Annotated in this window: 20 protein-coding genes and 1 pseudogene; 2 read left to right on the top strand and 19 right to left on the bottom strand. The window is 70.9% G+C overall.

Features of this window, described 5'->3' with window-relative positions; all coding sequences use genetic code 11:
• Window positions 1-35: 35 nt before the first annotated feature.
• The 9 genes and pseudogenes from lepB (ACWGDX_RS16925) to ACWGDX_RS16885 all read right to left on the bottom strand — a co-directional run bounded on the left by lepB (ACWGDX_RS16925) (window position 36) and on the right by ACWGDX_RS16885 (window position 6,588).
• Complete coding sequence (lepB, locus tag ACWGDX_RS16925) at window positions 36-965, bottom strand: signal peptidase I (protein ID WP_453626342.1); 930 nt, start codon at window positions 963-965, stop codon at window positions 36-38.
• Window positions 934-1,994 (bottom strand): annotated as a pseudogene (lepB, locus tag ACWGDX_RS16920) (signal peptidase I). Before lepB (ACWGDX_RS16920) ends, lepB (ACWGDX_RS16925) begins: the two are co-directional and overlap by 32 nt.
• The gene (lepB, locus tag ACWGDX_RS16915; RefSeq protein ID WP_453626268.1) at window positions 1,987-2,877 is read right to left on the bottom strand and encodes a signal peptidase I; all 891 of its coding nucleotides are present in this window, start codon (window positions 2,875-2,877) and stop codon (window positions 1,987-1,989) included. Before lepB (ACWGDX_RS16915) ends, lepB (ACWGDX_RS16920) begins: the two are co-directional and overlap by 8 nt.
• A gap of 73 nt (window positions 2,878-2,950) precedes the next feature.
• Window positions 2,951-3,301, bottom strand: a complete 351-nt coding sequence (gene rplS, locus ACWGDX_RS16910) for a 50S ribosomal protein L19 (protein ID WP_066950731.1) — start codon at window positions 3,299-3,301, stop codon at window positions 2,951-2,953.
• A 131-nt stretch (window positions 3,302-3,432) separates the two neighbouring features.
• Complete coding sequence (gene trmD, locus ACWGDX_RS16905; RefSeq protein ID WP_363081472.1) at window positions 3,433-4,254, bottom strand: tRNA (guanosine(37)-N1)-methyltransferase TrmD; 822 nt, start codon at window positions 4,252-4,254, stop codon at window positions 3,433-3,435.
• On the bottom strand, window positions 4,254-4,928 hold the full coding sequence (gene rimM, locus ACWGDX_RS16900) for a ribosome maturation factor RimM (RefSeq protein WP_453626266.1): 675 nt from the start codon (window positions 4,926-4,928) through the stop codon (window positions 4,254-4,256). The genes trmD and rimM overlap by 1 nt, the downstream gene beginning before the upstream one ends.
• Window positions 4,929-5,079: 151 nt before the next feature.
• Window positions 5,080-5,319, bottom strand: coding sequence for an RNA-binding protein (locus tag ACWGDX_RS16895; RefSeq protein WP_005311361.1), 240 nt, complete (start codon window positions 5,317-5,319; stop codon window positions 5,080-5,082).
• A gap of 2 nt (window positions 5,320-5,321) precedes the next feature.
• Window positions 5,322-5,762, bottom strand: coding sequence for a 30S ribosomal protein S16 (rpsP, locus tag ACWGDX_RS16890; protein WP_066950739.1), 441 nt, complete (start codon window positions 5,760-5,762; stop codon window positions 5,322-5,324).
• A 232-nt stretch (window positions 5,763-5,994) separates the two neighbouring features.
• Window positions 5,995-6,588, bottom strand: a complete 594-nt coding sequence (locus ACWGDX_RS16885; protein WP_066950741.1) for a hypothetical protein — start codon at window positions 6,586-6,588, stop codon at window positions 5,995-5,997.
• A gap of 705 nt (window positions 6,589-7,293) precedes the next feature.
• Between ACWGDX_RS16885 and ACWGDX_RS16880 the strand changes: the two genes are divergently transcribed.
• A complete protein-coding gene (locus ACWGDX_RS16880) occupies window positions 7,294-8,067 on the top strand; it encodes a methyltransferase domain-containing protein (RefSeq protein WP_453626340.1) in 774 nt (257 codons plus the stop codon).
• 28 nt (window positions 8,068-8,095) lie between these two features.
• Here ACWGDX_RS16880 and ffh read toward each other — a convergent pair whose 3' ends face one another.
• The 5 genes from ffh to nsdA all read right to left on the bottom strand — a co-directional run bounded on the left by ffh (window position 8,096) and on the right by nsdA (window position 15,780).
• Window positions 8,096-9,655 (bottom strand): signal recognition particle protein, encoded by a 1,560-nt coding sequence (gene ffh / locus ACWGDX_RS16875; RefSeq protein ID WP_453626263.1) that lies wholly within the window; start codon window positions 9,653-9,655, stop codon window positions 8,096-8,098.
• A gap of 225 nt (window positions 9,656-9,880) precedes the next feature.
• Window positions 9,881-12,352: a [protein-PII] uridylyltransferase gene (locus ACWGDX_RS16870; protein WP_453626261.1), complete on the bottom strand. Its 2,472-nt coding sequence runs from the start codon at window positions 12,350-12,352 to the stop codon at window positions 9,881-9,883.
• 16 nt (window positions 12,353-12,368) lie between these two features.
• The gene (locus ACWGDX_RS16865; RefSeq protein ID WP_093593309.1) at window positions 12,369-12,707 is read right to left on the bottom strand and encodes a P-II family nitrogen regulator; all 339 of its coding nucleotides are present in this window, start codon (window positions 12,705-12,707) and stop codon (window positions 12,369-12,371) included.
• Window positions 12,704-13,990 (bottom strand): ammonium transporter, encoded by a 1,287-nt coding sequence (locus tag ACWGDX_RS16860; protein ID WP_363081616.1) that lies wholly within the window; start codon window positions 13,988-13,990, stop codon window positions 12,704-12,706. Before ACWGDX_RS16860 ends, ACWGDX_RS16865 begins: the two co-directional genes overlap by 4 nt.
• A 311-nt stretch (window positions 13,991-14,301) precedes the next feature.
• Window positions 14,302-15,780 carry a transcriptional repressor NsdA gene (nsdA, locus tag ACWGDX_RS16855; RefSeq protein ID WP_453626259.1) on the bottom strand — a complete coding sequence of 493 codons (1,479 nt, stop codon included), beginning with the start codon at window positions 15,778-15,780 and terminating at the stop codon, window positions 14,302-14,304.
• Window positions 15,781-16,207: 427 nt separating this feature from the next.
• On the opposite strand from nsdA, the gene ACWGDX_RS16850 reads away from it, so the two are divergent.
• The gene (locus ACWGDX_RS16850) at window positions 16,208-16,864 is read left to right on the top strand and encodes a bifunctional DNA primase/polymerase (protein WP_453626257.1); all 657 of its coding nucleotides are present in this window, start codon (window positions 16,208-16,210) and stop codon (window positions 16,862-16,864) included.
• Window positions 16,865-16,939: 75 nt separating this feature from the next.
• Here ACWGDX_RS16850 and ftsY read toward each other — a convergent pair whose 3' ends face one another.
• The 5 genes from ftsY to ACWGDX_RS16825 form a co-directional block, all read right to left on the bottom strand.
• Window positions 16,940-18,154 carry a signal recognition particle-docking protein FtsY gene (gene ftsY, locus ACWGDX_RS16845; RefSeq protein ID WP_453626255.1) on the bottom strand — a complete coding sequence of 405 codons (1,215 nt, stop codon included), beginning with the start codon at window positions 18,152-18,154 and terminating at the stop codon, window positions 16,940-16,942.
• 105 nt (window positions 18,155-18,259) lie between these two features.
• The gene (locus tag ACWGDX_RS16840; protein ID WP_453626253.1) at window positions 18,260-19,681 is read right to left on the bottom strand and encodes a sugar porter family MFS transporter; all 1,422 of its coding nucleotides are present in this window, start codon (window positions 19,679-19,681) and stop codon (window positions 18,260-18,262) included.
• Window positions 19,682-19,879: 198 nt separating this feature from the next.
• On the bottom strand, window positions 19,880-23,746 hold the full coding sequence (locus tag ACWGDX_RS16835) for an AAA family ATPase (RefSeq protein WP_453626251.1): 3,867 nt from the start codon (window positions 23,744-23,746) through the stop codon (window positions 19,880-19,882).
• Between the two features lie 200 nt (window positions 23,747-23,946).
• Complete coding sequence (locus ACWGDX_RS16830; RefSeq protein ID WP_363081622.1) at window positions 23,947-24,165, bottom strand: hypothetical protein; 219 nt, start codon at window positions 24,163-24,165, stop codon at window positions 23,947-23,949.
• A 382-nt stretch (window positions 24,166-24,547) separates the two neighbouring features.
• The gene (locus ACWGDX_RS16825; RefSeq protein ID WP_453626249.1) at window positions 24,548-24,829 is read right to left on the bottom strand and encodes an acylphosphatase; all 282 of its coding nucleotides are present in this window, start codon (window positions 24,827-24,829) and stop codon (window positions 24,548-24,550) included.
• Window positions 24,830-24,880 lie beyond the last annotated feature (51 nt).

Raw genomic sequence — 24,880 nt, 5'->3', positions numbered from 1 at the left:
CCCCGCTCCCGAGACCGACGATCCGGGACGGCACCCTACCCGGCGCTACCGCCGGAGGTCAGCCTCCTCCTGCGCCAGAGCACGAGAGGCACCGCCCCGGCGACACCCAGCGCCCCGGGGGCAGCCGTCGAGGCCGCCGCCACGGCGGTGCCGAGGTCGGACTGGTCGAAGGTGTCGGGCACCGGCAGGAAGGACCAGCGGTTGACCGGCCAGGCGACGACGAATGCGCGGCCGACCACCTCATCCGTGGAGACCGTGCCACGGCCCGGCAGCTCCTGGTGGTAGCGGGAGTCGAGCGAGTTCTGCCGGTGGTCGCCCATCACCCAGATCCGGCCCTCGGGCACCTTGATCGGCCCGAACGGCTCGTCGTCACAGGGAGTGTTGCCGGGGTAGATGTACGCGTCCTCGTTCAGCGGGTGTCCATTGACCTCGACCTTGCCGCCCTTCTCGCACGCCACCGTGTCCCCGCCGACCGCGATGACCCGCTTGATCAGGTCCTTCTCCTCGGCGGACGGCATCAGCCCGATAAAGCTCAGGAACTTCTGCACCACATTCGGGTCGGGCGTGGGGGTGCCCTCCAGCCAGCCGCCCGGGTCGTGGAAGACCACGACCTCGCCGCGCTCGGGCTCGGAGCCGAACCAGGGGGTGAGCTTGTCCACCAGGACGCGGTCACCGCGCTGGAGGGTGTCCTGCATCGAGTCCGAGGGAATCGAGAACGCCTGCACCAGGAACGTCTTGATCAGAAGCGCCAGCAGCAGCGCGATACCGATCAGCAGGGGCAGTTCCTTCCAGAAGGAACGCTGCTTGCGCATGTCCGTGGATCCGCCGTCCTCGGCTTCGGATCCGTCACCGCCCTGGCCGTCGTTCCGCTGTTCCGTCGCGTCCGTCACATGCTCGGGCGACTCGGCGAGCTGCTCGTGTCCCTCCTCGGGATCATCGTGTCCGGATCGTGCGCCGACCGCCACATCCCCCACATCCACTCCTCACTCCGTGCGAGCGCTCCGCGCGATTACGCGGTGCCATCGCCTGCCGCCGGTACGGGACAGGCCCACCACTCCCATAACGAGCGGGAGTTCCGCAGGGCTCGGGAGCCGGATCAATCCGTTGAGATCCTGGGAGGACACACTATTCGACGCGCCCCGCGCCGTCGTCGGCGCGGCTCGCGCGTCCGGGGCCGAAGCCTCCGGAGTCGAAGCGTCCGGCACCGAAGCGTACGTCTCCCGCTCCTCCAGCCCGCGCCAGTGGTCGAACGGCCAGGCGATGACGACGGCCCGGCCCACCACCTCGTCCTCCGAGACCGTGCCGCGGAACCCCTCGTCCAGATGGAAGCGCGAGTCGGCCGAATTGGACCGGTGGTCACCCATCACGAAGACACGCCCCGCCGGCACCCTGACCTCGAAGGGAAGCTCCGAGGGCACATCGCCCGGCGACAGATACGGCTCGTCCAGAGGCACGCCGTTGACGGAGACCTTCCCGTCCTCGCCGCAGCACTTCACGGTGTCGCCGCCCACCGCCACGACCCGCTTGATCAGATCCTGCTCGTCGGCGGACGGCAGCAGTCCGATGAAGGTCAGCGCCTGCTTGACCTGTTTGACGACGACCGGGGAGTCGTCCGGCGGGGGCTTCTCGTCCTGGAGCCAGCCGCCGGGGTCCTTGAAGACCACGACATCGCCCCGCTCGGGTCTGGAGCCGAACCAGGGTGTGAGTTTGTCCACCAGGACCCGGTCACTGATCCTGATCGTCTGCTCCATGGATCCGGAGGGGATCACGAAGGCCTGCACCAGGAAGGTCTTGAGGACGAGCGCGATCAGCAGCGCCACGGTGATCAGGATCGGTATCTCGGCGACGGCGGACCTGCGGCGCCGCCGCTTGACCCTTCGGGCGAGCTTGCGCCGCTCGGCGCGGCCCGGCAGCGCCCGCCCCGTGGTGGGCCGTGAGCCCGTCGGGAGCCTGGTGTCGGCTCCATGGGCCGCCGGCCGTCCGCGCTTACCCATGGGCCCCGTCCGGGCTCCGTACACCCCGGAACGCGCCGGTCGGGTCCAGCCCCGACCAGCGGACCGGCGGCCAGCCGATCCAGTCCGCCCGGCCGATGACCCTGTCGACGGGCACCATGCCGCCGCCCGGCTCGCCGAGATGGTCCCGGGAGTCGCGTGAATCGCTCCGGTGGTCGCCCATGACCCACAGGGTGCCCGGCGGTACGACGATGTCGAAGGGGACCCGGGAGGGCGCGTCCCCGGGGTGGAGATACCGCTCGTCCACCGCCCGGCCGTTCACCTCGACCCTGCCCCCCTTGTCGCAGCAGACCACCCGGTCGCCCCCGACCCCGATCACGCGCTTGACGAAATCGGTCTCGGCGGGCTCGGCGAGCCCCAGGGCCGCGGCGGCCCGGTGCAGCAGCCCGGTGACGGGGTTCTCCCGAGGAGGCTCCTGGACGAAGGATCCGGTGCCGTCGAAGACGACCACGTCACCACGCTCCGGCTCGGCGTCGAAACGGTACGCCAGCTTGTTGACCAGCACCCGGTCCCCCACCTGGAGGGTGGGCTCCATCGAGCCGCTGGGAATCTGGAAGGGCTGCACCACGAATGCGCCGAAGAGCAGCACGGCGACCGCGCAGCCGGCACCGAGCAGTCCCGCTCTGCCCAGGGAGAGCCTGCCCAGAGAGAGTCCGCTCGACGCGAGTCTGCCCAGGGGCGGCCCGGGGAGCCTGCCGGGGGAGCGCCGGCCCGGGGGAAGCTCGGAGTCCCGTTGTGCCAGGCCCGTGGGGAACGGCCCCGGAGAACGCGCGGAGCGCGACCGCTCTTCCGTCCCTGTGGGGTTCGTCCCCCTGAGGAATTGGGAAGAGCCGTCGCGCTCCGTGTGCTCCGCTTCGGTGTCCATCGGGGCCAGAGCTTATCCGGCCCTCCTGTGGACCCGGGTGCGACGTGACGAACGCCCGCCCGGTCGGCGCGACTCAGTTGTCGCGCTTCTCCTTGATCTTGGCGGCCTTGCCGCGCAGCTCACGCAGGTAGTAGAGCTTGGCGCGACGGACGTCACCACGGCTCACCAGCTCGATCTTCTCGAAGATCGGGCTGTGGACCGGGAAGGTGCGCTCGACACCGACGGAGAAGGAGACCTTGCGGACCGTGAAGGTCTCGCGGACGCCCGAGCCCTGACGGCGGATGACCACGCCCTTGAACTGCTGGATACGGGAGCGGTTGCCCTCGATGACCCGTACGTGCACGTTCACCGTGTCACCGGGGCGGAAGGCGGGGAGGTCGCTGCGGAGCGACGAGGCGTCGACTGTGTCGAGCAGGCTGGACATGTGGATCTGCTTCCTCGCTGATGCCACAGGTCATCAGCGGATGTCGAGAGGAGAGTTCGGGGGTGCCGTTCTCGTCGGGCGGGCGTCGTTCCCCCTGTGGCAGGGGCGCACACCGGACGTACGGCAGCGGCCTATTCTTCCATGTCATCCGGCCTGCGCCAAAATCGGCCGCCGGGCTCCGGCGACCAGCCCAGGATCGAGAGGGTCTCGCGGTCCTTCTTGTCGAAGGCCACGGGGTCGCAGCGCTCGATCAGATCGGGCCGGTTGAGCGCCGTACGGCGGAACGCCTCGTCCCGGCGCCAGCGCGCGATCCTGCCGTGGTGGCCGCTGAGCAGGACGTCCGGAATCCCGCGCCCGCGCCACTCGGGCGGCTTGGTGTAGACGGGGCCTTCCAGCAGGTTGGCCATCTCTCCGGGGGCGAAGGAGTCGTCGCGGTGCGACTCGGCGTTGCCGAGGACACCGGGCAGCAGCCGGGCGACGGCCTCGGTGATGACCAGTACGGCCGCCTCGCCGCCGGCCAGCACATAGTCGCCGATGGACACCTCGACGACCGGTATCCGGGTCGCGTACTCGTCCATGACCCGGCGGTCGATGCCCTCGTACCGCGCGGGCGCGAAGAGCAGCCAGGGCCGCTCGGACAGTTCGACGGCCACTTCCTGGGTGAAGGGGCGTCCGCTGGGGGTGGGGACGACCAGGACCGGTCCGCGCGCCCCTGTCTCGTAGCCGCTCGCCAGGATGTCGTCCAGGGCCTCGCCCCAGGGCTCGGTCTTCATGACCATGCCCGGACCGCCACCGTAGGGGGTGTCGTCGACCGTGTTGTGCCGGTCGTACGTCCACTCCCGCAGATCGTGCACATGGACGTCGAGCCGGCCGCGCGCACGGGCCTTGCCGACCAGCGAGACGTTCAGCGGCTCCAGGTACTCCGGGAAGATCGTGACGACGTCGAGCCGCATCAGCCGCCGTCCCCACCGGACGCGCTCCTGCCGTCGGACGGCTCGCCCTGCCCGTCGGACGCGCCCTGCCCGCCGGAGTCGCTCCGGCCGCCGGAGTCGCTCCGGCCGCCGGAGTCGCTCGGCGAGTCGCTCGCGGAGTCGCTCCGCCCGCCGGCGACTTCCACCCGGTCGTCGATCAGGCCGGGAGGCGGGTCGATGACGGCCCGCTGTTCCGCCAGATCGATCTCCGTGACGATCTCCTCGACGAACGGGATCATCACCTCGCTGCCGTCGGGCCGCTCCACGATGAACAGGTCCTGCGAGGGCAGATGGGAGATCTCGGTGATCCTGCCGATCTCCGTGCCGTCGGCCAGGACGACGTCCAGGTCCATGAGCTGATGGTCGTAGAACTCCTCCGGGTCCTCGGGGAGTTCCTCCGGATCGACCTCGGCGATCAGCAGGACGTTGCGCAGCGCCTCGGCGCCCGTACGGTCCCGCACGCCCTCGAAGCGCAGCAGCAGTCTGCCGCTGTGCACCCGGCCCTCCCCGATCGTCAGCGGTCCGGCCGAAGCCGGGTCCGTGGCGAGTACGGCGCCGGGGCCGAGCCGCAGTTCGGGCTCGTCCGTACGCACCTCTACGGTGACCTCACCCTTGATCCCATGGGCGCGGCCCACCCGCCCGACCACCAACTGCACTACAGGCACCTTCTTTTCCGGCGGAACGGCAATACACAACGACGACGGACGACGGCGGACGACGACGGACGGCGGCAACACGGTGACGGAAAGCAGCGAAGGCCGGAGAAGGCGGTGGCCCTCCCCGGCCCGTGCCGGTGTTCCAGCTCTGTCAGCGAACCTGGTCCACATCGACGAGGTCGACACGGATGCCGCGGCCGCCGATGGCGCCCACGACGGTCCGCAGAGCACGCGCGGTGCGGCCGTTGCGGCCGATCACCTTGCCGAGGTCGTCGGGGTGGACCCGGACCTCCAGCACACGGCCACGGCGCAGGTTGCGCGAGGCGACCTGCACGTCGTCCGGATTGTCGACGATGCCCTTCACGAGGTGCTCGAGAGCCTCCTCGAGCATGCTCAGGCCTCGGTCGACTCGGCGGCGGCCGAGGATTCGGCTTCGTCGGCCTTCTTGTCGGACTTCTTGGCCTTCTGGGTGATGGCCTCGCCCTTGGGCTCGTCGCCGGCGTCCTTGGCGGCGGCCTCGAAGAGGGCGCGCTTGTCGGCCTTCGGCTCCGGCTGGAGCAGCGGCGCGGGGGCCGGAAGGCCCTTGTGTGCCTGCCAGTCACCGGTGAGCTTGAGGATCGCGAGAACCGGCTCGGTCGGCTGGGCGCCGACGGACAGCCAGTAACGCGCGCGCTCCGAGTCGACCTCGATGCGCGAGGGGTTCTGCACCGGGTGGTACAGACCGATCTCCTCGATGGCCCGGCCGTCGCGGCGGGTGCGGGAGTCGGCGACGATGATGCGGTAGTGAGGCGAACGGATCTTGCCCAGACGCTTCAGCTTGATCTTGACTGCCACTGGTGTGGTGTCTCCTGGTCTTGACGTGGTTGGGCGCAACGGGATGCCGCGTGGGGTTGCGGTACCCGATCCGCCCGATGGACGCGTCAGCCGGAGGAGAGAGGGGTCCTGTGCGACTGTCGAGTACAGCTCGCCATTCTGCCACACCCCCGAACCGGGACGTGCCCCCCGTCAGCGGCCCGCTGTCCCGCCCCGCTGTCCCGCCCCGGGTCCCACCCCGGGTGGCGGGTGATCAGCTCGCGGCTCCCACCACTTCCGGGATACGGAAGGGCTTCCCGCAGCCGCCGCAGACGATCGGCGCCTGGGCGAGGACCGAGGGAACGACGCGGACGTTCCGCCCGCAGTCGCAGACCGCCTTGACGCGCACGCCGCCGCCGGACGAGCCGTGCCGGGCGGCCGGACCGCGGAAACTGCGCTTGGTGTCGGCGGCCGTCGCGACCGTGTGCGCCTTCAGCGCGCGCTGGAGTCGCTCGATGGTGGGGCGATATCGGCGCTTGGCCTCGGGGCTGAGCGAGACCAGGGAGAAACCGCTGCTGGGATGCGGCTCCTCGGGATGGTCGAGGCCCATCTCCTCGGCGATGGCCAGGAATCGGCGGTTGTGATAGCGGCCCGCGCGCGAGGTGTCGCGGACACCTCTGGCCGCGGCGATGCCATGGACCGCTTCATGAAGCAGTCGTTCGAAGGAGAGCTCCGCGCCGCAGGCGGACGAGGACTCTCCGATCAGGGACTCTGGCGCGGCAAGATCCGGCAGCTCGGGGTGGGACCTCTGAATGTCGGCCCACGCCTGCGCCAGCTCTGCGGCGAGAACAGGTGGTGTCGTGCTCACGTCGTGAACAACGAGCCTGGGCCCCCGTGGGTTCCATTACGGGGCATCCCAAATAATTTGCACGTACCCGTCAGTTGCCATTGATGCGTCCTGACGAGGGTAGGTGCGTCGATCTGCGGAGAAGCCTCACAGCTCGCCTCAAGGTGGTACGTAGCGCCGCGTACGCAGAGACGCGTAGACGATCTACGTCTGCCGGTCGTCTCCCCAGCTCACCGTGCGGGTGTGCGGCGGGCGGGAGTACCGGGCCGGACGGCGCCGGAGCGGCGCCCTCGGTCGGTGGGCGTCAGTGGGCGCGGTCCCGACGGCGACAGTACCGGGGATGCCGTCCGCCCCGGGCACCGACCCGTCCTCGGTGACCAGGCACCGTACGGGCGGCCGGATCGAGCCATGTGCGCGGGGGCGCACGCCCGGGGCATCCACGCTTTGCCCATCACCCACTGGACGCGGGCACGGATCGGGAGTTCCCTGGCATCCGGGGGTTTCACGCGCACGTATATGGGGGGGCTGCCCCACAGGGGGCATCGAGGACCTCGGCGGATTGGGGCGCTATCCATGGCACGTACGCTCGGCCGGCATCGGCTTCCTCCTCATGCGGGCCCGCCCGCTCCGGGCACCGGAAACGGACCCGTGGGCCCGGCGGGGCGCGTGGACACGCGGACGGGCGCGGGCGCGCGTGCCCGCGACTGGGCCGAGATCCAGGAACGGATGCTGGTGCCCCTCTACGAAGCGGTGTACGAACGGCTGGAGGTCCGCGCCGGGACACGGGTGCTCGGTCTGGGCTGCGGCTCGGGGCTCGCGCTGCTGCTCGCCGCCGCGCGGGGCGCGCGGGTGACGGGAGTCGACACCGACCGGGAGCGGCTGGCGCTGGCCCGTGAGCGACTGCTCGCCGACCGGGAGCGGGGCGGTGAGGGCCCGCCCGCCGGCACCGGAACGGTCCTGCCCGCGGACCGGATCACCGAAGCCGCCGACATCACCGCGGAGCCCGGCCGGCCGCCGTACGACCTGATCACCGCCTTCCAGCCGATCGGCACCGTGGCGGGCGACGCGCAGGGGCTGGCGCCCGCCCTCGAATCGGCGATACCGCTGGTGGAACGGGGCGCTCCGGTGGTGCTCGCGGGCTGGGGTCCTCCGGAGCGCTGCGCCACATACGCCGTGCTGCGGTCCGCGGACGGGCCGGTCGGCGGGCCGCGCGAGGGCTCCCCGCGCCCGCCGCGGCGGGACGATCTGGAGGACGTGGCGGCGCGGGCCGGGCTGGAACCGGACGGCTCGGGCCGGGTGGCCTGCCCGTTCGGCTACGCGGACACGGAGAGCGCGGTCCGCGGACTGCTGTCGACCGGCGTGTTCGACGGGGCGGTCCGGGCGACGGACCGGCAGCGGGTGGAGAAGGAGATCGGCGAGGCGCTCCAGCCGCATCTGCGGCGCGACGGCACGGTGTGGATGCCGAATGTCTTCCGCTATCTGATCGCCCGTACGCCCTGAGCACGTACGCCCTGAGCCGCGACGGGCGTCAGCCCATGAACTTCTTGAACTCGTCGGGCAGTTCGAAGTTCTTGTCCTGGTCCCCGGCCGGCAGACCGAACGCACCGCCCGGCTGCGCGGCGGCCTCCTCGCGCCGTGCGACCGCGGCCTGCTCCTCGGCCTTCCGCTTCATCGGGTTGCCCGAGCGCTGCTTGCCCTTGGCCTGCTTCTGCTTCTTCTTCGCACGCCCGGGTCCGCCGCCCATCCCCGGCATGCCCGGCATTCCCGGCATCCCGCCGCCCTGCGCCATCCTCGACATCATCTTGCGGGCCTCGAAGAACCGCTCCACGAGGTTCTTCACCGCGCTGACCTCGACCCCGGAGCCCCGTGCGATACGGGCCCGGCGCGAGCCGTTGATGATGACCGGGTCATGGCGCTCGCCCGGGGTCATCGACTTGATGATCGCGGCGGTACGGTCCACGTCCCGCTCGTCGATGTTGTTGATCTGGTCCTTGATCTGCCCCATACCGGGCAGCATCCCGAGCAGCTTGCTGATGCTGCCCATCTTCCTGACCTGTTCCATCTGGGCCAGGAAGTCGTCCAGCGTGAAGTCCTTGCCGCCCTTGCTGCTCGCCAGCTTGGAGGCCATCTTCTCGGCCTCGGCCTGGCTGAACGTCTTCTCCGCCTGCTCGATCAGGGTGAGCAGGTCACCCATGTCGAGGATGCGGGACGCCATACGGTCCGGGTGGAAGGCGTCGAAGTCCTCCAGCTTCTCGCCGTTCGACGCGAACATGATCTGCTTGCCCGTGACATGCGCGACGGAGAGGGCCGCGCCACCACGGGCGTCGCCGTCCAGCTTGGAGAGCACGACACCGTCGAAGCCGACGCCGTCACGGAAGGCCTCGGCGGTGTTGACCGCGTCCTGGCCGATCATCGCGTCGACGACGAAGAGCGTCTCGTCGGGGCTGACGGCGTCGCGGATGTCCGCGGCCTGCTTCATCATCTCCTGGTCGATACCGAGGCGGCCCGCGGTGTCGACGACGACGACGTCGTACTGCTTGGTCTTCGCGTAGCCGATGGAGTCCCTGGCGACCTTGACCGGGTCGCCGACGCCGTTGCCCGGCTCCGGCGCGTACACCGCGACACCCGCGCGGTCCGCGACGACCGAGAGCTGGTTGACGGCGTTGGGGCGCTGGAGGTCACAGGCGACGAGCAGCGGGGTGTGGCCCTGGCTCTTGAGCCAGAGACCGAGCTTTCCGGCCAGGGTGGTCTTACCGGCGCCCTGGAGGCCCGCGAGCATGATCACGGTCGGCGGCTGCTTGGCGAAGCGCAGGACCCGGGTCTCACCGCCGAGGATACCGACCAGTTCCTCGTTGACGATCTTGAGGACCTGCTGGGCCGGATTCAGCGCCTGGGACACCTCGGCGCCGCGGGCCCGTTCCTTGAGATTCGCGATGAAGGCGCGGACGACGGGCAGTGCGACATCCGCTTCGAGGAGCGCGATACGGATCTCGCGCGCGGTGGCGTCGATGTCCGCCTCGGACAGCCGCCCCTTGCCGCGAAGGGTCTTGAACGTCGCTGAGAGGCGGTCGGAGAGAGTGTCGAACACGGTGGTCGCGGATCCTCAGGTCGGGAGCGGATGAGGGGGCCGTCCCCGCGCGGTGAAGGACAGACCGTCCCCCAGGGTATCCGGCCGCGTGCGATGAGGTCTGCCCCGCGGCGGGCACGGCCGTACGGGTGGCACGCTCCACCGTACGGCCGATGCCCCGGGGCCCGTCGCCACGAACCCGTCGTCATGAGCCGGTGCCCGTCACCGCGCCCGTCACCGTGGGCGTCAGCTCAGGGCCGCCTCCAGTCGCTTCGCCAGGTCCACCGCGTCCGCCTCCGGGAGCGGGGAACCGTCCGCGCGCGTGACATAGACCGTGTCCACCGCGTTCGCGCCCAGTGTCGAGACATGGGCGCTGCGCACCCGTACCGCCGCCTCCTCCAGGGCCCGGCCGATACGGTGCAGCAGCCCCGGCGCGTCCTGGGCGCGGACCTCGATGACCGTCGCGAGCTGCGAGGCCGTCGGCGCGACCGTCACCCGTGGCGGCGGCGCCTGCACACCCCGGCGGCGCGGATAGGCCGCCTCGCGCTCGGCGAGCCTGGCGGGGATGTCAAGTGAACCGTCCAGGGCCCGTACGAGATCGGCGCGGAGCCTGACGGCCTGCGGGAGCGAGCCGTACTCGGCCGCGACCCGCCAGCTCAGCAGCAGCACCTCCGTGGTGCCGCCGCCCGGTCCCCCGGTCCCGCCCAGCTCCGTGGGCAGTTCGATGGCGCGCAGATCGGCCGCCCGTACGGTGAGCCGGTGCAGGGCCAGCACCCCGGCCGCGGCGGGCAGGACGCCCGGCTGGTCGGGCAGGGCGATGAGCAGTTCGACACCCACGGGCTCCGGTGTGGCGTCCTCCTCCTGCCGGGTCTCGGCCTGGGCGCGCAGCGAGAGCACCGGATCGCCGGTGCGCAGCGCCTCGACGGCCAGCCGTTCCTGTTCGGCGCTGGGCGCGGTGGGCTCCGGCTCGGCGGGCGCGTCGCCCGCGAGGACCGCGGCGACCCGTGCGACGAGATCGTCGACGAGCGAGGCGCGCCAGGACGACCAGGCCGCGGGTCCGGTGGCGAGCGCGTCGGCCTCGGTGAGGGCGTGCAGCAGTTCCAGCGTGCTGACGGAGCCGATACGGGCGGCGACCGAGGCGACGGTCGCGGGGTCGTCCAGATCGCGCCGGGTCGCGGTGTCGATGAGCAGGAGATGGTGGCGTACGACCGTGGCGATGACGCCCATGTCCTCCTGGTCGAAGCCGATCCGGGCGGCCACGTCCCGGGCGATGACCTCACCGGCCACGGAGTGGTCGCCGGGCCAGCCCTTGCCGATGTCGTGCAGCAGCGCGCAGACGAGCAGCAGGTCGGGACGGCTCACCCGGCGGGTGAGCGAAGAGGCCTGGACGGCGGTCTCCACGAGATGGCGGTCGACGGTCCAGGTGTGGACGGCGTTGCGCTGGGGCCGGCAGCGGACCCGCTCCCAGTCCGGCAGCAGCTGGGTGATCAGGCCCTCGGCCTCCAGCGCCTCCCAGACCGGCACGGTGGACTCACCGGCGCCGAGCAGGGTGACGAGTTCCTCGCGGGCCTCGGCCGGCCAGGGCACCGGCAGCGGTTTCGCGGTGGTGGCCAGGAGCCGTACGGCGTGCAGCGAGATCGGCAGTCCGGCCTGGGCGGCGGCGGCCGCGGCGCGCAGGGGCAGTACGGGGTCCCGTTCGGGGCGCGCGGCACGGGCCAGTACCGCCTCACCGTCCATCTCCACGACACCGTCGGCGAGCGGGGTGCGTTCGGGGGCGGGTTTGCTGCCGAGCATGGCCCGCAGCCGGGGGCGTACGGACCGGGAGCGCAGCACCCGGTTGACCTCGCGCCAGGTGACGTCGGAGGCGTACGAGACCGTGCGCGCGGCCTCGTAGACCTGCCGCAGCAGGACATCGGCGTCGAGCAGGCCGAGTTCCGCGGCGACGGGATCCTGTTCCTGGAGGGCGAGCCGCTCGGTGGCGCGTCCCGTCGTGAGATGGAGGGCGTCCCGTACGTCGAGGAGCGCGCGGCGGGCGTCGGCGAGCCCTTCGCGGGGCGCGTCCGCGAGCCAGGACGCGGCGACGGCGCGCAGCGCGGTGGCGTCGCGCAGACCGCCCCTGGCCTCCTTGAGGTCGGGCTCCAGCAGGAATTGCAGTTCGCCGTGGCGCTCGGCCCGCTCCCGGCACAGTTCGTCCAGGGCGGGGAGTCGCTTGACGGCGGTGTTGCGCCAGTCGGCGAGGATCGCGGTCCGTACCCCGGTGACCAGGCCCAGATCGCCCGCGACATGCCGGGCGTCGAGGAGTCCGAGCTGCACCTTGAGGTCCTCGGCCGCGGTCCTGCGGGCCTCGCCGGGAGTGCGTACGGAGTGGTCGAGGGCGAGTCCGAGGTCCCAGACCGGGTACCAGACCCGGTCGGCGAGGGCGGCGATGGCGCCGGGACCGGATTTGCCGTCGTGCAGCAGGAGCAGATCGAGGTCGCTGCGCGGGGACAGTTCGCCCCGTCCGTAGCCGCCGACGGCCACGAGGGCCGCGCCGCGCACTCCGGCCTCCTGGGCGGCGGTGGTGAATAGCGCGTTCAGCCAGTCGTCGGTCAGCCGGGCCAGGGCGGCGCGGCGCGGCGGCCCTGGCCGCGTCTTCTCCTGGAGAAGGCGCAGCCGGGCCGCCGCATAGCCGCTGGGTCCCGAGTCTGTCTGTCCGGTCGTCTCTTCGAGGCTCGTCACCCAGTCGTTCCCGTCTCTAGAGGGCGTCCGGACCGCGCTCGCCGGTCCGTACCCGTACCGCCGTGTCGACCGGCACGCTCCATACCTTCCCGTCACCGATCTTGCCGGTGCGGGCGGCCTTCACCACCACATCGATGAGCTCTTCCGCGTCCCCGTCCTCGACCAGCACCTCTATGCGGATCTTCGGTACGAGGTCGACGGTGTACTCCGCACCCCGGTAGACCTCGGTGTGACCGCGCTGCCGGCCGTATCCGCTGGCCTCCGTGACCGTGAGCCCGTGGACACCGAAGGCCTGGAGCGCCTCCTTGATCTCGTCCAGCCGGTGTGGCTTCACGACTGCGGTGATGAGCTTCATGCGTCCACCTTCTTGTTCGTCGCCGCGGCGATCCCGTCCTGGTTGGCGGCGGGCACGCTACTACGGCCCGACGGAGACCCTCCCACCGCGCTGTAGTCGTACGCGGTCTCGGCGTGGAAGGCCATGTCGACACCGCTGGTCTCGTCGTCCTCGGAGGCGCGGAAGCCGATGGTGGCGTCGACGATCTTCGCGAGGATCCAGGAGACCACGAAGGAGTAGGCCATCACCGAGAACGCACCGACGGCCTGCTTGCCGAGCTGCGAACCGCCGCCGACGCCGTCGATCGCGAGGACACCGACGAGCAGGGTGCCGATCACACCGCCGACGAGGTGGACGCCGACCACGTCGAGGGAGTCGTCGTAGCCCAGCTTGAACTTGAGGCTGACGGCCCAGGAGCAGACCGCACCGGCCACGACACCGATGAGCAGGGCGCCGAAGGGGTTGACCGCGGCACCGGACGGGGTGATGGCGACCAGGCCGGCGACGGCGCCGGAGGCGGCACCCAGGGTGGTGAACGCGCCGTGGCGGATGCGCTCGTAGATCAGCCAGCCGAGCATCGCGGCGCCGGTGGCGATCTGGGTGTTGAAGGCCATCAGGGCGGCGGTGCCGTTGGCGGCCAGCGCCGAACCGGCGTTGAAGCCGAACCAGCCGAACCACAGCAGAGCGGCGCCGAGGACGACGAGCGGCAGGTTGTGCGGCCGCATCGGGTCCTTCTTGAATCCGATCCGCTTGCCGACGACGAGAACGGCCGCGAGCGCTCCGACACCTGCGTTGATATGGACCGCGGTACCACCGGCGAAGTCGATGACGCCGAGCTTGAAGAGCCAGCCGTCGGACTGCCAGACCCAGTGGGCGATCGGGAAGTACACCACGGAGACCCAGAGGGTGATGAACAGTGCCCAGGCGCTGAACTTCACCCGGTCGGCCAGTGCACCACTTATCAGCGCGGGAGTGAGCACGGCGAACATGAGCTGGAAGAGGGCGAAGGCGAAGACGGGAATGCCTTCCTTGCCCCCGGTCAGCGTCTCCGCCGAAATTCCCTTCAGACCGATGTGGTCGAAGTTGCCCAGGAGCCCGCCGCCGATGTCGTCACCAAAGGTGAGTGAGTAGCCGTACAGCACCCACAGCACACTGACGATACCGAGCGAGATCAAGGACATCATGAGCATGTTGAGGGCGCTCTTCACCCGCACCATGCCGCCGTAGAAAAATGCCAGGCCGGGCGTCATCAGCATGACGAGCGCGGCACTGATCAGTACGAATGCGGTATCTGCGCCATTCAAGGCCAGCGTCTCCTCGCGGTCGGAACGGCCCGTGCGGATGCTCAAGGTATGGGCCGACTTGTGCTGAGGAGATTGGCGCAACGCGGTTTCCGTCAGTGCCGCTCGATGTTTCACACCCGTGACGAAGGCTACCTGCGTGTTACGAGCCGATGAACCGGCGGAACCTCGCAGCCGTCCCGGATACCCTCTGCGGACATCGGAAACCGGCCGCGGCCCCACCCTGCTGACCTGGCGGCGGGGGAGCCGTGTCGGGCGGTACGGGGTGGGTGCCGCGGCCGGGGCTTCGATGTCCGCCGCGCGTGCCGGCCGCTTCAGACGGCCTCGGCGGACTCGGGTAACTGGGCCGTGAGCAGATCGGTGAGATCGGTGACCTCCGTGACATCGGCGAAGTCCCTGGCCGCGGTGTCCACGGTCTTGCGCAGCCGGGTGTTGACGCGCTCGGAGCGCACCCTGCGCGCCACCTTCAGGGCCTGCTGGGCCAGGGCGGTGGACTGCTCGGGCTCCTTCTTGAGGAGGTGGACGGTGGCCATGCCGATCAGGTTCAGCGCGTACGAACGCTGGTGCACGTCGTCCTTCCCGAAGAGGTCGACGGCGCGCCGCATGAGGGGTTCGGCGAGGGAGGCGTAGGTGGGGCTGCGGCCGGCGACATAGGCGAGATCGCGGTACGAGTGGGCGTTCTCCGCGTTGAGTTCGGCCTCGGAGAAGAAGCGGATCCAGTCGGGCTCGGGCTCACCGTCGAGCCCGGCGTCGGAGAAGGTGTCCTCGGCCATTCTGGCGGCCCGCTTGCACTTGCTCGGCTGTCCCATGTTTGCGTACGCGCGTGCCTCCATCGCATACAGCATCGCCTGGGTCCGGGGGGTGGCGCAGTCACGGCTGCCGTACTGCGCGAGATGGATCAGCTCCAGCGCGTCATCGGGCCGGCCCAGATGAATCATCTGACGGCTCATCGAGGAAAGGATGTACGAGCCGAGCGGTTTGTCGCCGGCCTCCTTGGCCGCGTGCAGGGCGAGTACGAAGTATTTCTGGGCATTGGGCTGGAGGCCCACGTCATAACTCATCCAGCCGGCCAGCTCGGCCAGCTCGGCCGCGCAGCGGAAAAGCCGAAGGGCGGTGGCCTCGGGCTGCGGCTCCTGGAGCAGATCGGTCACCTCGTGGAGCTGACCGACCACCGCCTTGCGCCGCAGGCCGCCGCCGCACTGCGCGTCCCACTGGCGGAACATCGCGGTGGTCGACTCCAGCAGCTCCAGCTCGGCCCCGGAGAGCTTGGACGGCCGGTGCGAGGGGACGGACTCGATCTCGGGTCCGCCCGGATCTCCCGTCGGAATGGGCACCAGCCAGCGCTGCATGGGCTCGACCAGGGCGGGACCCGCGGCGAGCCCCAACGAGGTGCCGAGAAAACCGCGCCGCGCCAGCATCAGATCGCTCCGCGAGAATTCACTGATCAGGGCCACCGTCTGCGGTCCGGCCCAGGGCAGATCGACACCGGACGCCGAGGGCGACTGATGCGCGGTGCGCAGTCCCAGTTCCTCGATGCCGACGACGGTGCCGAAGCGCTCGGAGAAGAGCTCGGAGAGAATACGCGGGATCGGTTCGCGCGGCTGCTCGCCGTCGAGCCAGCGGCGCACGCGCGAGGTGTCCGTGCTGATGTGGTGCGCGCCCATCTGCCGCGCCCTGCGGTTGACCTGACGTGCCAGTTCGCCTTTCGACCAGCCGCTGCGCAAGAACCACGAACCGAGTCGCTCATTCGGACGCTTGCCGGTATTCGTACCGCCTGCGCCGCTGCCGCCCACTGGAACGCCCCCATCCGCTGAAGCCCTGTCGCGCGAACCGGTACCAGAATGCCGTCAATGGTGGCCGCCTGTCCTGAGGTTGCGCCCCTTCGAACAGGAAACCGAGTTGCCCCCGGCATACCCACGCGTGTGCTTTTCCCCACGGTCCGTGCACTGAAAGTAATCCTACGATCACCCGTCCAGCGAGGGTGATTCCACAAACGCCACCATTCGCCACCCCTTCGAATGAACTCGCCTCCCACGGGGCGCGATTGACTTGACACACATTGATCAGCGGCCCGCGGAGCACTGCGCCCCCGGGCGCGCACATCGGGTCGCACTACCCCAAGTGCCACTTCGCGCCGCCTTTACCGCCCCGGTGGCGACGGAGTGTCACGGGCAGACTGCGAGACGTAACCACCGGCGAGTTCAACCCGTTGGAGGGGGCATGGGCTTCACGATCGGCGGCATCCGGGAGATGCGGTCCGGCTCACGGCGCCGCGGCCGGACGACAGAGTGCACCGCGGTGGCGGAGTACACAGGACTCTGGGGCTGGGACGTCGTCCCCGGCGCGCGGGCCGCGGGCGGAGTGTGCTCCTGCGGCTCGGCGGACTGCGCGTCGCCGGGCGCCCATCCGCTGGACTTCCGCCCCGAGGTGCCGGCGGGCGCCACGCTCGACGAGGTCGTCCGGCTCTGGTCGGAGGTGCCGGGCGCGGCGGTGCTGCTCCAGGTGGGCCGCGGTTTCGACATCATCGAGGTGGCGGAGCCCGCGGGCAGCCGCGCGCTGGTGCGGCTGGAACGGATGGGCCTGCCGCTGGGCCCGGTCATGGCGACCCCGGCGGGCCGCGCCCACTTCTTCGTCGCGCCGGGCGCCGCGGCCGAACTGCCCGAGCTGCTCTACCGGATGGGCTGGGACGACGCCGATCTGGATCTGCGCGGTCTGGGACCGGGCAGCCATGTCATGGCCCCGCCCTCGGAGGTGCCGGGGCTGGGCCCGGTCCGCTGGCTGCGTCCCCCGTCGCTGGACAACGCGGCCGATCCGCCCCAGGCCCGGCTGCTGCTGGGCACCCTGGCGTATATCTGCCATCGCTCGTCGACGTCCTGAAGCGCGAGCGGGAGGTGGGGCAGCCATCGCGGCCTCCCCGGCCTCCCGCTCCCGGCGCCCTACCGCACCGAGCGGTCAGTCCCCGATCAGCGCGTCCACGAACGCCTCGGGCTCGAACGGCGCCAGGTCGTCGGCGCCCTCGCCCAGCCCCACCAGCTTCACCGGTACGCCCAGCTCCCGCTGCACCGCGATCACGATGCCGCCCTTCGCCGTGCCGTCCAGCTTCGTCAGCACGATGCCGGTGACATCCACGACCTCCGCGAACACCCGCGCCTGCACCAGCCCGTTCTGCCCGGTCGTCGCGTCCAGGACGAGCAGCACCTCGTCCAGCGGCCCGTGCTTCTCCACGACCCGCTTCACCTTGCCCAGCTCGTCCATCAGCCCGGTCTTGGTGTGCAGCCGGCCCGCGGTGTCGATCAGGACGACATCCGCGCCCTCCGCGATGCCCTCCTTGACCGCGTCGAAGGCGATCGACGCCGGGTCGCCGCCCTCGGGACCGCGTACGGTACGGGCGCCGACCCGCTCCCCCCAGGTCTGGAGCTGATCGGCCGCCGCGGCGCGGAACGTGTCCGCCGCGCCGAGCACCACCGACCGCCCGTCCGCGACCAGCACCCGCGCCAGCTTGCCGGTCGTCGTGGTCTTGCCGGTGCCGTTGACACCGACGACCATCACGACGGCCGGGGTGTCGAGCCCGCTCTCGGTCTTCACCGCGCGGTCGAAATCCGTACCGAGAAGCTGGACCAGCTCCTCCCTGAGCAGGGTGCGGAGCTCGTCCGGAGTCCGCGTGCCGAGTACCCGTACCCGCTCCCGCAGCCGCCCGACCAGTTCCTGTGTGGGCGCGACACCGACGTCCGCGGTGAGGAGGGTGTCCTCGATCTCCTCCCACGTCTCCTCGTCCAGGTGCTCGCGGGACAGCAGCGTCAGCAGCCCCTTGCCGAGGGAGTTCTGCGAGCGCGCGAGCCGGGCGCGCAGCCGGATCAGCCGGCCCGCCGTCGGCTCGGGGATCTCGATCGCCGGAACGAGGGGCTCGGCGGCGGCCGGTTCCTCGATGACGACCCGGGTGCCGGCCGCGTCGGGGAGACCGACCTCCTCGATCGTGCGGCGCGGCTCCTCGCGCGATTCCTCGGCCTCGTCCCCGACATGCGGTTCGGCGGGCGGGGCTGTGATGGTCGGCGTACTCGACGGTGGCGAGGGCGGCGGCTTCTTCCTTCTGCGGCTGCCGACCACGAGCGCGCCGATCGCGCCGACCGCGACCAGGGCGATGACTACAACAAGGATGACGAGTTCCATAACGCTCCCAGTATCAGCCACGGCCGGTCCCGGCCCCGAGCTCAGAGGATCGCACAGGGACCCCAGCCACGACGCGGAGCCTTTGCCGTGACGGTGCCCGCCGGATCAGCCCATCTCCTCCAGCGTCTTGCCCCTGGTCTCCTTGACGAACACCAGCACGAAGGGGATGGAGAGCACCGCGAAGCAGGTGTAGATGACATATGTGCCCGAGAGATTCCAGTCGGACAGACTCGGGAAGCTCGCCGTGATCGCCCAGTTGGCGATCCACTGGGCCGCCGCGGCGACACCGAGCGCCGCCGCCCGGATCCGGTTCGGGAACATCTCGCCGAGGAAGACCCAGACGACGACACCCCAGGAGAGCGCGAAGAAGAGCACGAACACATGGGCCGCGACCAGCGCGACGGCACCCTCGGTGGCCGGCAGCTGGCCGTTGACGAGGGGGGCGGAGAACGCCCAGGCCTCGAAGGCGAGCGCGAGCGCCATGCCGGCCGAGCCGATGAGCGCCAGCGGCTTGCGGCCGACCCGGTCCACCAGCACCATCGCGATCACCGTGCCGATGATGTTCACGATCGACGTCGTGAACGAGTAGAAGAACGAGCTGGACGGGTCGACGCCGACGGACTGCCAGAGCGTCGCCGAGTAGTAGAAGGCGACATTGATCCCGACGAGCTGCTGGAACATCGAGAGCCCGATACCCACCCACACGATGGGCAGGAAGGAGAACCGGCCGCCCCGCAGATCCCGGAAGGCCGACTTGTGCTCACGGCGCATCGCCTGCTCGATCTCGGCGACCCGGGCGTCCAGGTCGACGTCCTTGTTCTCGACCTCGGCCAGCACCTCCTTGGCCCGCCGGGTGCGGCCCACGGAGATCAGATAGCGCGGCGACTCGGGGATGGCGAGGGTGAGCAGCCCGTACAGCAGCGCGGGGACGACCATCACACCGAGCATCCACTGCCAGGCCTCCAGACCCAGGAGCCGGCCGCGCTGGTCGCCGTCCGCGAGCTGGAGGATGCCGAAGTTCACCAGCTGGGAGAGGGCGATACCGATGACGATCGCCGCCTGCTGGAAGGAGCCGAGCCGTCCGCGGTAGGCGGCCGGGGAGACCTCGGCGATGTACGCGGGGCCGATCACCGACGCCATACCGATCGCGAAGCCGCCGATGATCCGCCAGACCGCGAGGTCGTAGATGTCGAAGGGCAGCGCCGAGCCGACCGCGCTGATGGTGAAGAGGGCCGCGGAGATCCGCATACAGCGGATACGGCCGATCCGGTCGGCGATCCGGCCCGCCGTCGCCGCGCCGATCGCACAGCCGATCAGCGCGACGGCGATGACCTGGGCGAGGGCCGCGGAGCCGATGTCGTACCGGCTGCGGATGGCCTCGACAGCGCCGTTGATCACCGAACTGTCGTAGCCGAAGAGGAAGCCGCCCATCGCGGCCGCCGCCGTGATGAAGACGAGGTGGCTGAGGTGCTCCGGGTGAGGGGCCCGGTCCCCGGTCGGCGGCGGCAGCTTCGCGGTGCTGGTCACATGATCTCCTGGGGCCGCCCGGCCGCGTCACCGGGCGTGGGGGATGTGGCAAGCCCCTCCAGTGGGGCACAACTCCCGGCTGCCCACCACCTGGAGAGGGAAACAGCGCGGTCCGCGCCCCGGTCCGGTGACCTCGGAGATCGGTGAGGAGGCACGGGGAGGCCAGTGGGGAGGGCGCGCAGAGGGCGCGCGAAGGTGTCAGCGCAGCCGCTGACTGATCACCTTGGAGACACCGTCGCCCTGCATGGAGACCCCGTACAGCGCGTCCGCGACCTCCATCGTCCGCTTCTGATGCGTGATCACGATGAGCTGGGAGCTCTCCTGGAGCTCCTGCATGATCCGGATCAGCCGCTGGAGATTGGTGTCGTCGAGCGCCGCCTCGACCTCGTCCATCACATAGAACGGACTCGGCCGGGCCTTGAAGATCGATACGAGCAACGCCACGGCCGTCAGCGACCGTTCACCGCCGGAGAGCAGGGAGAGCCGTTTGACCTTCTTGCCCGGGGGCCTGGCCTCCACATCCACACCGGTGGTCAGCATGTTCTCCGGGTCGGTGAGGATCAGCCGTCCCTCGCCGCCGGGGAAGAGCCGGGAGAAAACACCCTCGAACTGAAGGGCGGTGTCCCGGTAGGCCTCGGTGAAGACCTGCTCGACCCGCTCGTCGACCTGTTTCACCACGAGCAGCAGATCGGCCCGGGTCTTCTTGAGGTCTTCGAGCTGCTCGGAGAGGAACTTGTGCCGCTCCTCCAGCGCCGCGAACTCCTCAAGGGCGAGCGGATTGACCTTTCCGAGCTGCTGATGGGCCCGTTCGGCCGCCCTGAGCCGCTTCTCCTGCTCCGCCCGTGCGTAGGGCTTCGGCTGATTGCGCGGATGTGCGGGATCGTCGGGAAGCTCCTCGCCCTCGGCAGGCGGCGACGGGGGGACGAGCTGGTCGGGGCCGTACTCCGCGATCAGCCCGGCCGGTTCGACACCCAGCTCCTCCAGCGCCCTGGTCTCCAGCTGCTCGATCCGCAGCCGCTTCTCGGCGCCGAGCACCTCGCCGCGGTGGACCGAGTCGGTGAGCTTGTCCAGTTCGCCCTTGAGGTCGCGGCCCTGGTTCCGCTCGGCGGTCAGCTCCCTCTCGCGCTCGGCCTTGGCCGCCTCGGCCGCGGCGCGCTCGGCCTCGGCCCGTACGACCGACACCTCCACATGGGCCAGAAGCTGCCGGGCGCCGGCCGCGACCGCGCCGGCCACCTCGGCCTCATGGCGCAGCCGTGCGCGCCGCTCCTCGGCGCGCGCCCGCGCGGCACGCTCGGCGCGCGCCCCCCGGTCGAGTGCGTCGGCCCGGCCCGCGAGCCCCTTCACCCGCTCCTCGTGGGTACGGACCTGAAGCCGGGCCTCCATCTCGGTCTGGCGGGCGTTGGCGCCGTCTGCGGCGAGCCGGTCCCGTACGGAGGTGTCGGGCTCCTCCTCCACCGGGGCCTCCTCGGCGACGAGCAGCCGCTCCGCCAGCTCCTCCACCTCGGCGGTGGCGCGCTCCAGCGCGTCCTGGGCCTTGGCGACGGCGGCGGCGGTCCGCTCGGCCTCGCCCGCGGCGCCCCTGGCCTGCCCGGAGAGCCGGCCGAGCCGCCCGGACACGGCGGACTTCTCCCGGTCGGCGGCCCGGCGCCGCTCCCCCAGCTCCTCCACCAGCGCGGCGCACCCGGCCCGCCGCTCGACGGCGAGCAGCTGCTCCTCGGCCAGTTCCCCGCACCGTACGGCCAGCTCCGCCAGCTCGGCGGCGGCCTCGTCGACGGACGCCCGCACCTCCAGCAGGCTGGGCGCCCCCGCGGACCCGCCCTGGGCGAAGTGCGCCCCGAGGACATCGCCCTCGGCGGTCACGGCGGTCAGACCGGGCCGCGCGGCGACCAGGTCCTCGGCCTCTTCGAGCGTGCCGACGACAACGGTGTTCCGTACGAGGTGCCGTACGGCCTCCATCAGCGCGGCGGGGCCCCGTACGAGATCGACGGCATACGGTCCGCCCGCGGCGACGGCTGTACGGACGGGCGGGTCGGAGCGGGCCGTGCTCCGCGTGCCGTCCGCACCGACGGTCCCGCCCGGTCCACCGCCCGGACCGGCCGCCGCCTGACCGGGCACCCCAGGAGCCGTACCGGCCGTACCGGTCAGGCCGGCAGGTGTCTCGCCGCCGTCACCCGACTGGCCGGGCACGCTCGCGGCCGTCCCGGTCCGGGGCTCCGCCCATGTCTCAACGCGCCGCGCCACCGGTCCGCCCACCGGACCGCCCACCGGACCGCCCGCCGGACCGCCCGCCTGGCCGGGGACGGCGGCCGCCGCGTCATGCGTCCCGGGGTACGGCTCGGGCCCGGCCGTGCTCGCCAGCAGCAGGGAGGCGCGGCCCGCGTCCTGTTCGCGCAGAAGACGGATCGCCTCCGCCGCCGCGCCGGGACCGGCGACCGCGATCGCGTCGGCGGCGGCGCCGAGGGCCGCGGCCACCGGGATCTCGTAGCCCGGGGTGACGGTGAGCAGTTCGGCGGCCGGGCCGAGCAGTCCGGAGAGACGGTCACGGGCGGCGAGCAGGGCGCCGGTGCCGTCCTTGCGCCGCAGCCCGAGGGCGAGCGCGTCATGGCGGGCGGCGACGGCCGCGCGGGTGCGCTCCGCCGTGGTGGCGGCCTCGCGCGCCGCCGTCAGCGCGGCCTCCGCCCCGGCCAGCGCGCCCCGGGCCGCCTCGTACCGCCCGGCCAGTTCATGGTCGTCGGCGTCCAGTCCGTCCACCTCGGCCTTGAGCCGCTCGTACTCCTCCTGCGCGGCGGCGGCGCGCTCCCGCGCCTCGTCCCGGGCCGCCGCGAGCCGGCCGATCTCCGCCTGGGCCGAGGCGGCCCTGCTGCGGGCCGCGTTGACCTGGCCGGTCAGCCGGGCCAGGCCCTCGCGCCGGTCGGCGATGGCCCGCGCGGCGTCCTTGAGTCCGCGCTCCTCCGCGGCCAGTTGCCGTTCCAGCTCGGCGCGGTGCGCGACGGTGTCCTCCCGCGCGTGCTCCGCCGCCTCCAGCGCGGCCTCCAGCTCCGCCTCCTGCTCACGGATCCGCGCGGCCTCACGCTCCATGTCCTCGGGATCGCGTCCCCGGGGCTCCTCGGTGGGCGCCGCGGTCGCGCTCTTCACCCGGGCGTCGGCCAGTGAGACCGTACCGCGCACGCGCTCCGCGAGCTGGGACAGCTCGTACCAGGTCTGCTGGGCCCGCTGGAGCCGCGGTGCCAGCCGCCGGACCTCGTCCTCCAGCTCCGCCTCCCGCGTGAGCGCCGCCCTGAGCCGGCGCTCCGCGTCCTCCTTGCGCTGCTTCAGCTCGGCCTCGTCCGCGATCTCCGTACGGAGTGCCTCGCGCAGCCGCACCAGATCGTCGGCGAGCAGCCGCAGCCGCGCGTCGCGCAGATCGGCCTGTATGACGGCGGCCCGCCGGGCGACCGCGGCCTGCCGCCCGAGCGGTTTGAGCTGACGGCGCAGCTCGTCGGTGAGGTCCTGGACCCTGGCGAGATTCGCCTGCATCGCGTCCAGCTTCCGCAGCGCCTTCTCCTTGCGCTTGCGGTGCTTCAGAACGCCCGCCGCCTCCTCGATAAAGGCCCGGCGCCCGGTCGGATCGGCGTGCAGTACGGAGTCGAGCTGGCCCTGTCCGACGATGACATGCATCTCGCGGCCGATACCGGAGTCGGAGAGCAGTTCCTGGATGTCGAGCAGTCTGCACGTGTCGCCGTTGAGCTGGTACTCACTGCCCCCGTTGCGGAACATGATCCGGGTGATCGTGACTTCCGCGTAGTCGATCGGCAGCGCACCGTCGGAATTGTCGATGGTGAGCGAGACCTCCGCACGCCCGAGCGGCGGGCGGCCGGTCGTCCCGGCGAAGATCACGTCCTCCATCTTGCCGCCGCGCAGCGACTTGGCCCCCTGCTCGCCCATGACCCAGGAGAGCGCGTCCACCACATTGGACTTGCCGGAGCCGTTCGGCCCGACGACACAGGTGATTCCGGGCTCGAAGCGCAGCGTCGTGGCGGAGGCGAAGGATTTGAACCCGCGCAGGGTCATGGCCTTGAGATGCACGCCGCCGGACTCTACCCCGCCCCGATAGTCCGCTGTCGGTTTCACCGCCGAACGCGCAGGGCACATCAGACGTTAAGAAAGTCGTTGCGGCGCCAACAATGGTTCATACGGCGGAAGATGGAAAGAAAGAAGGGACGCCGAAGCGTCCCTTGCATATTCTTGCGAGAGTGTTTCTCACCCGACCCCGAGGGGGGCTGTCGTCAGGTGAGCGCAGGCTCCGCCTGGTGAACATCGATGTCGATGCTGTCGAGCAGCGACTCTCCAGGGTGCTGTGCGACGGCGGCGTTCAACGCGTCGTTCTCGGACTGAATCCGTACGAGTTCGGATTCGAGGTCCTGGACGCGCTGCTGAAGCCGTCGCATCTCGGCGAGGAGTCGCGGGTCGGAGCCGCCGACATAACCGAGAAGCGCCTTTGCCATGATGGATGGTCCTCCACACTGAGTGACCGACCGGATGCGGTGTGGGTCGTGAGGGAAATCGCACCCGCGGTGCCTGGCAGTGCTTGTTAATCACTGCGGTTCTTTACTGCCAAACAGCTAAGGTGCGCGGGGATTCCAGACTCTCACCAAAAAGTTTGACGGTCAACACGATCACAGCCCGTGCCGACGGACCGCCCGGGGCGCACGGTCGCGGCATGCGCGGTACCGGCTCTCCCGCGGGGCCCGGAGGGCGTCCAGATCTTCGTTAACCGGGCAGCCTGGCACGGTCGGCCGTTCTTGGCAACCACCAGGTCATCGCGGGCCTGGGCATGTGCCCCGGGCATGAGCACGGCTCGTCGGGCGGCCCCTCGGCGAGGGACGTTCAGCGGATCGCGAAGCTCTCGTAGCCGCCGCGCGGGGTGTCCCAGATCTCAGTCACTCCGTCTACGCGCCCGGGTGTGTCGGGCGAGCGCAGCCACTCCAGGAGACGGTGGCAATTCTCACGTGGCCCCTCGGCGACGATCTGCACCCTGCCGTCGTCCAGATTCACGGCGAAACCCTTGAGACCACCGATCTCCAGCGCGTTCGCCCTGGTGAACCAGCGGAAACCCACTCCCTGTACCCGGCCGCGCACCCAGACCGTGAGTCGTGCGTCCTCTGTCACGCGTTCTGTCATAGGCGTAAGCCAACCAGCCAATTACTCAGTGGCCCCGGC

The sequence above is a fragment of the Streptomyces sp. NPDC055025 genome, assembly GCF_053608565.1.
This window is presented reverse-complemented; position numbering and strand designations above follow the sequence as displayed.

Coding starts and splice junctions, on each gene's coding strand:
- lepB (WP_453626268.1), bottom strand. CDS start 2,877: ATGGACACCGAAGCGGAGCACACGGAGCGCGACGGCTCTTCCCAATTC.
- rplS (WP_066950731.1), bottom strand. CDS start 3,301: ATGTCCAGCCTGCTCGACACAGTCGACGCCTCGTCGCTCCGCAGCGAC.
- trmD (WP_363081472.1), bottom strand. CDS start 4,254: ATGCGGCTCGACGTCGTCACGATCTTCCCGGAGTACCTGGAGCCGCTG.
- ACWGDX_RS16895 (WP_005311361.1), bottom strand. CDS start 5,319: ATGCTCGAGGAGGCTCTCGAGCACCTCGTGAAGGGCATCGTCGACAAT.
- ACWGDX_RS16880 (WP_453626340.1), top strand. CDS start 7,294: ATGCTGGTGCCCCTCTACGAAGCGGTGTACGAACGGCTGGAGGTCCGC.
- ACWGDX_RS16865 (WP_093593309.1), bottom strand. CDS start 12,707: ATGAAGCTCATCACCGCAGTCGTGAAGCCACACCGGCTGGACGAGATC.
- ACWGDX_RS16850 (WP_453626257.1), top strand. CDS start 16,208: ATGGGCTTCACGATCGGCGGCATCCGGGAGATGCGGTCCGGCTCACGG.
- ftsY (WP_453626255.1), bottom strand. CDS start 18,154: ATGGAACTCGTCATCCTTGTTGTAGTCATCGCCCTGGTCGCGGTCGGC.
- ACWGDX_RS16830 (WP_363081622.1), bottom strand. CDS start 24,165: ATGGCAAAGGCGCTTCTCGGTTATGTCGGCGGCTCCGACCCGCGACTC.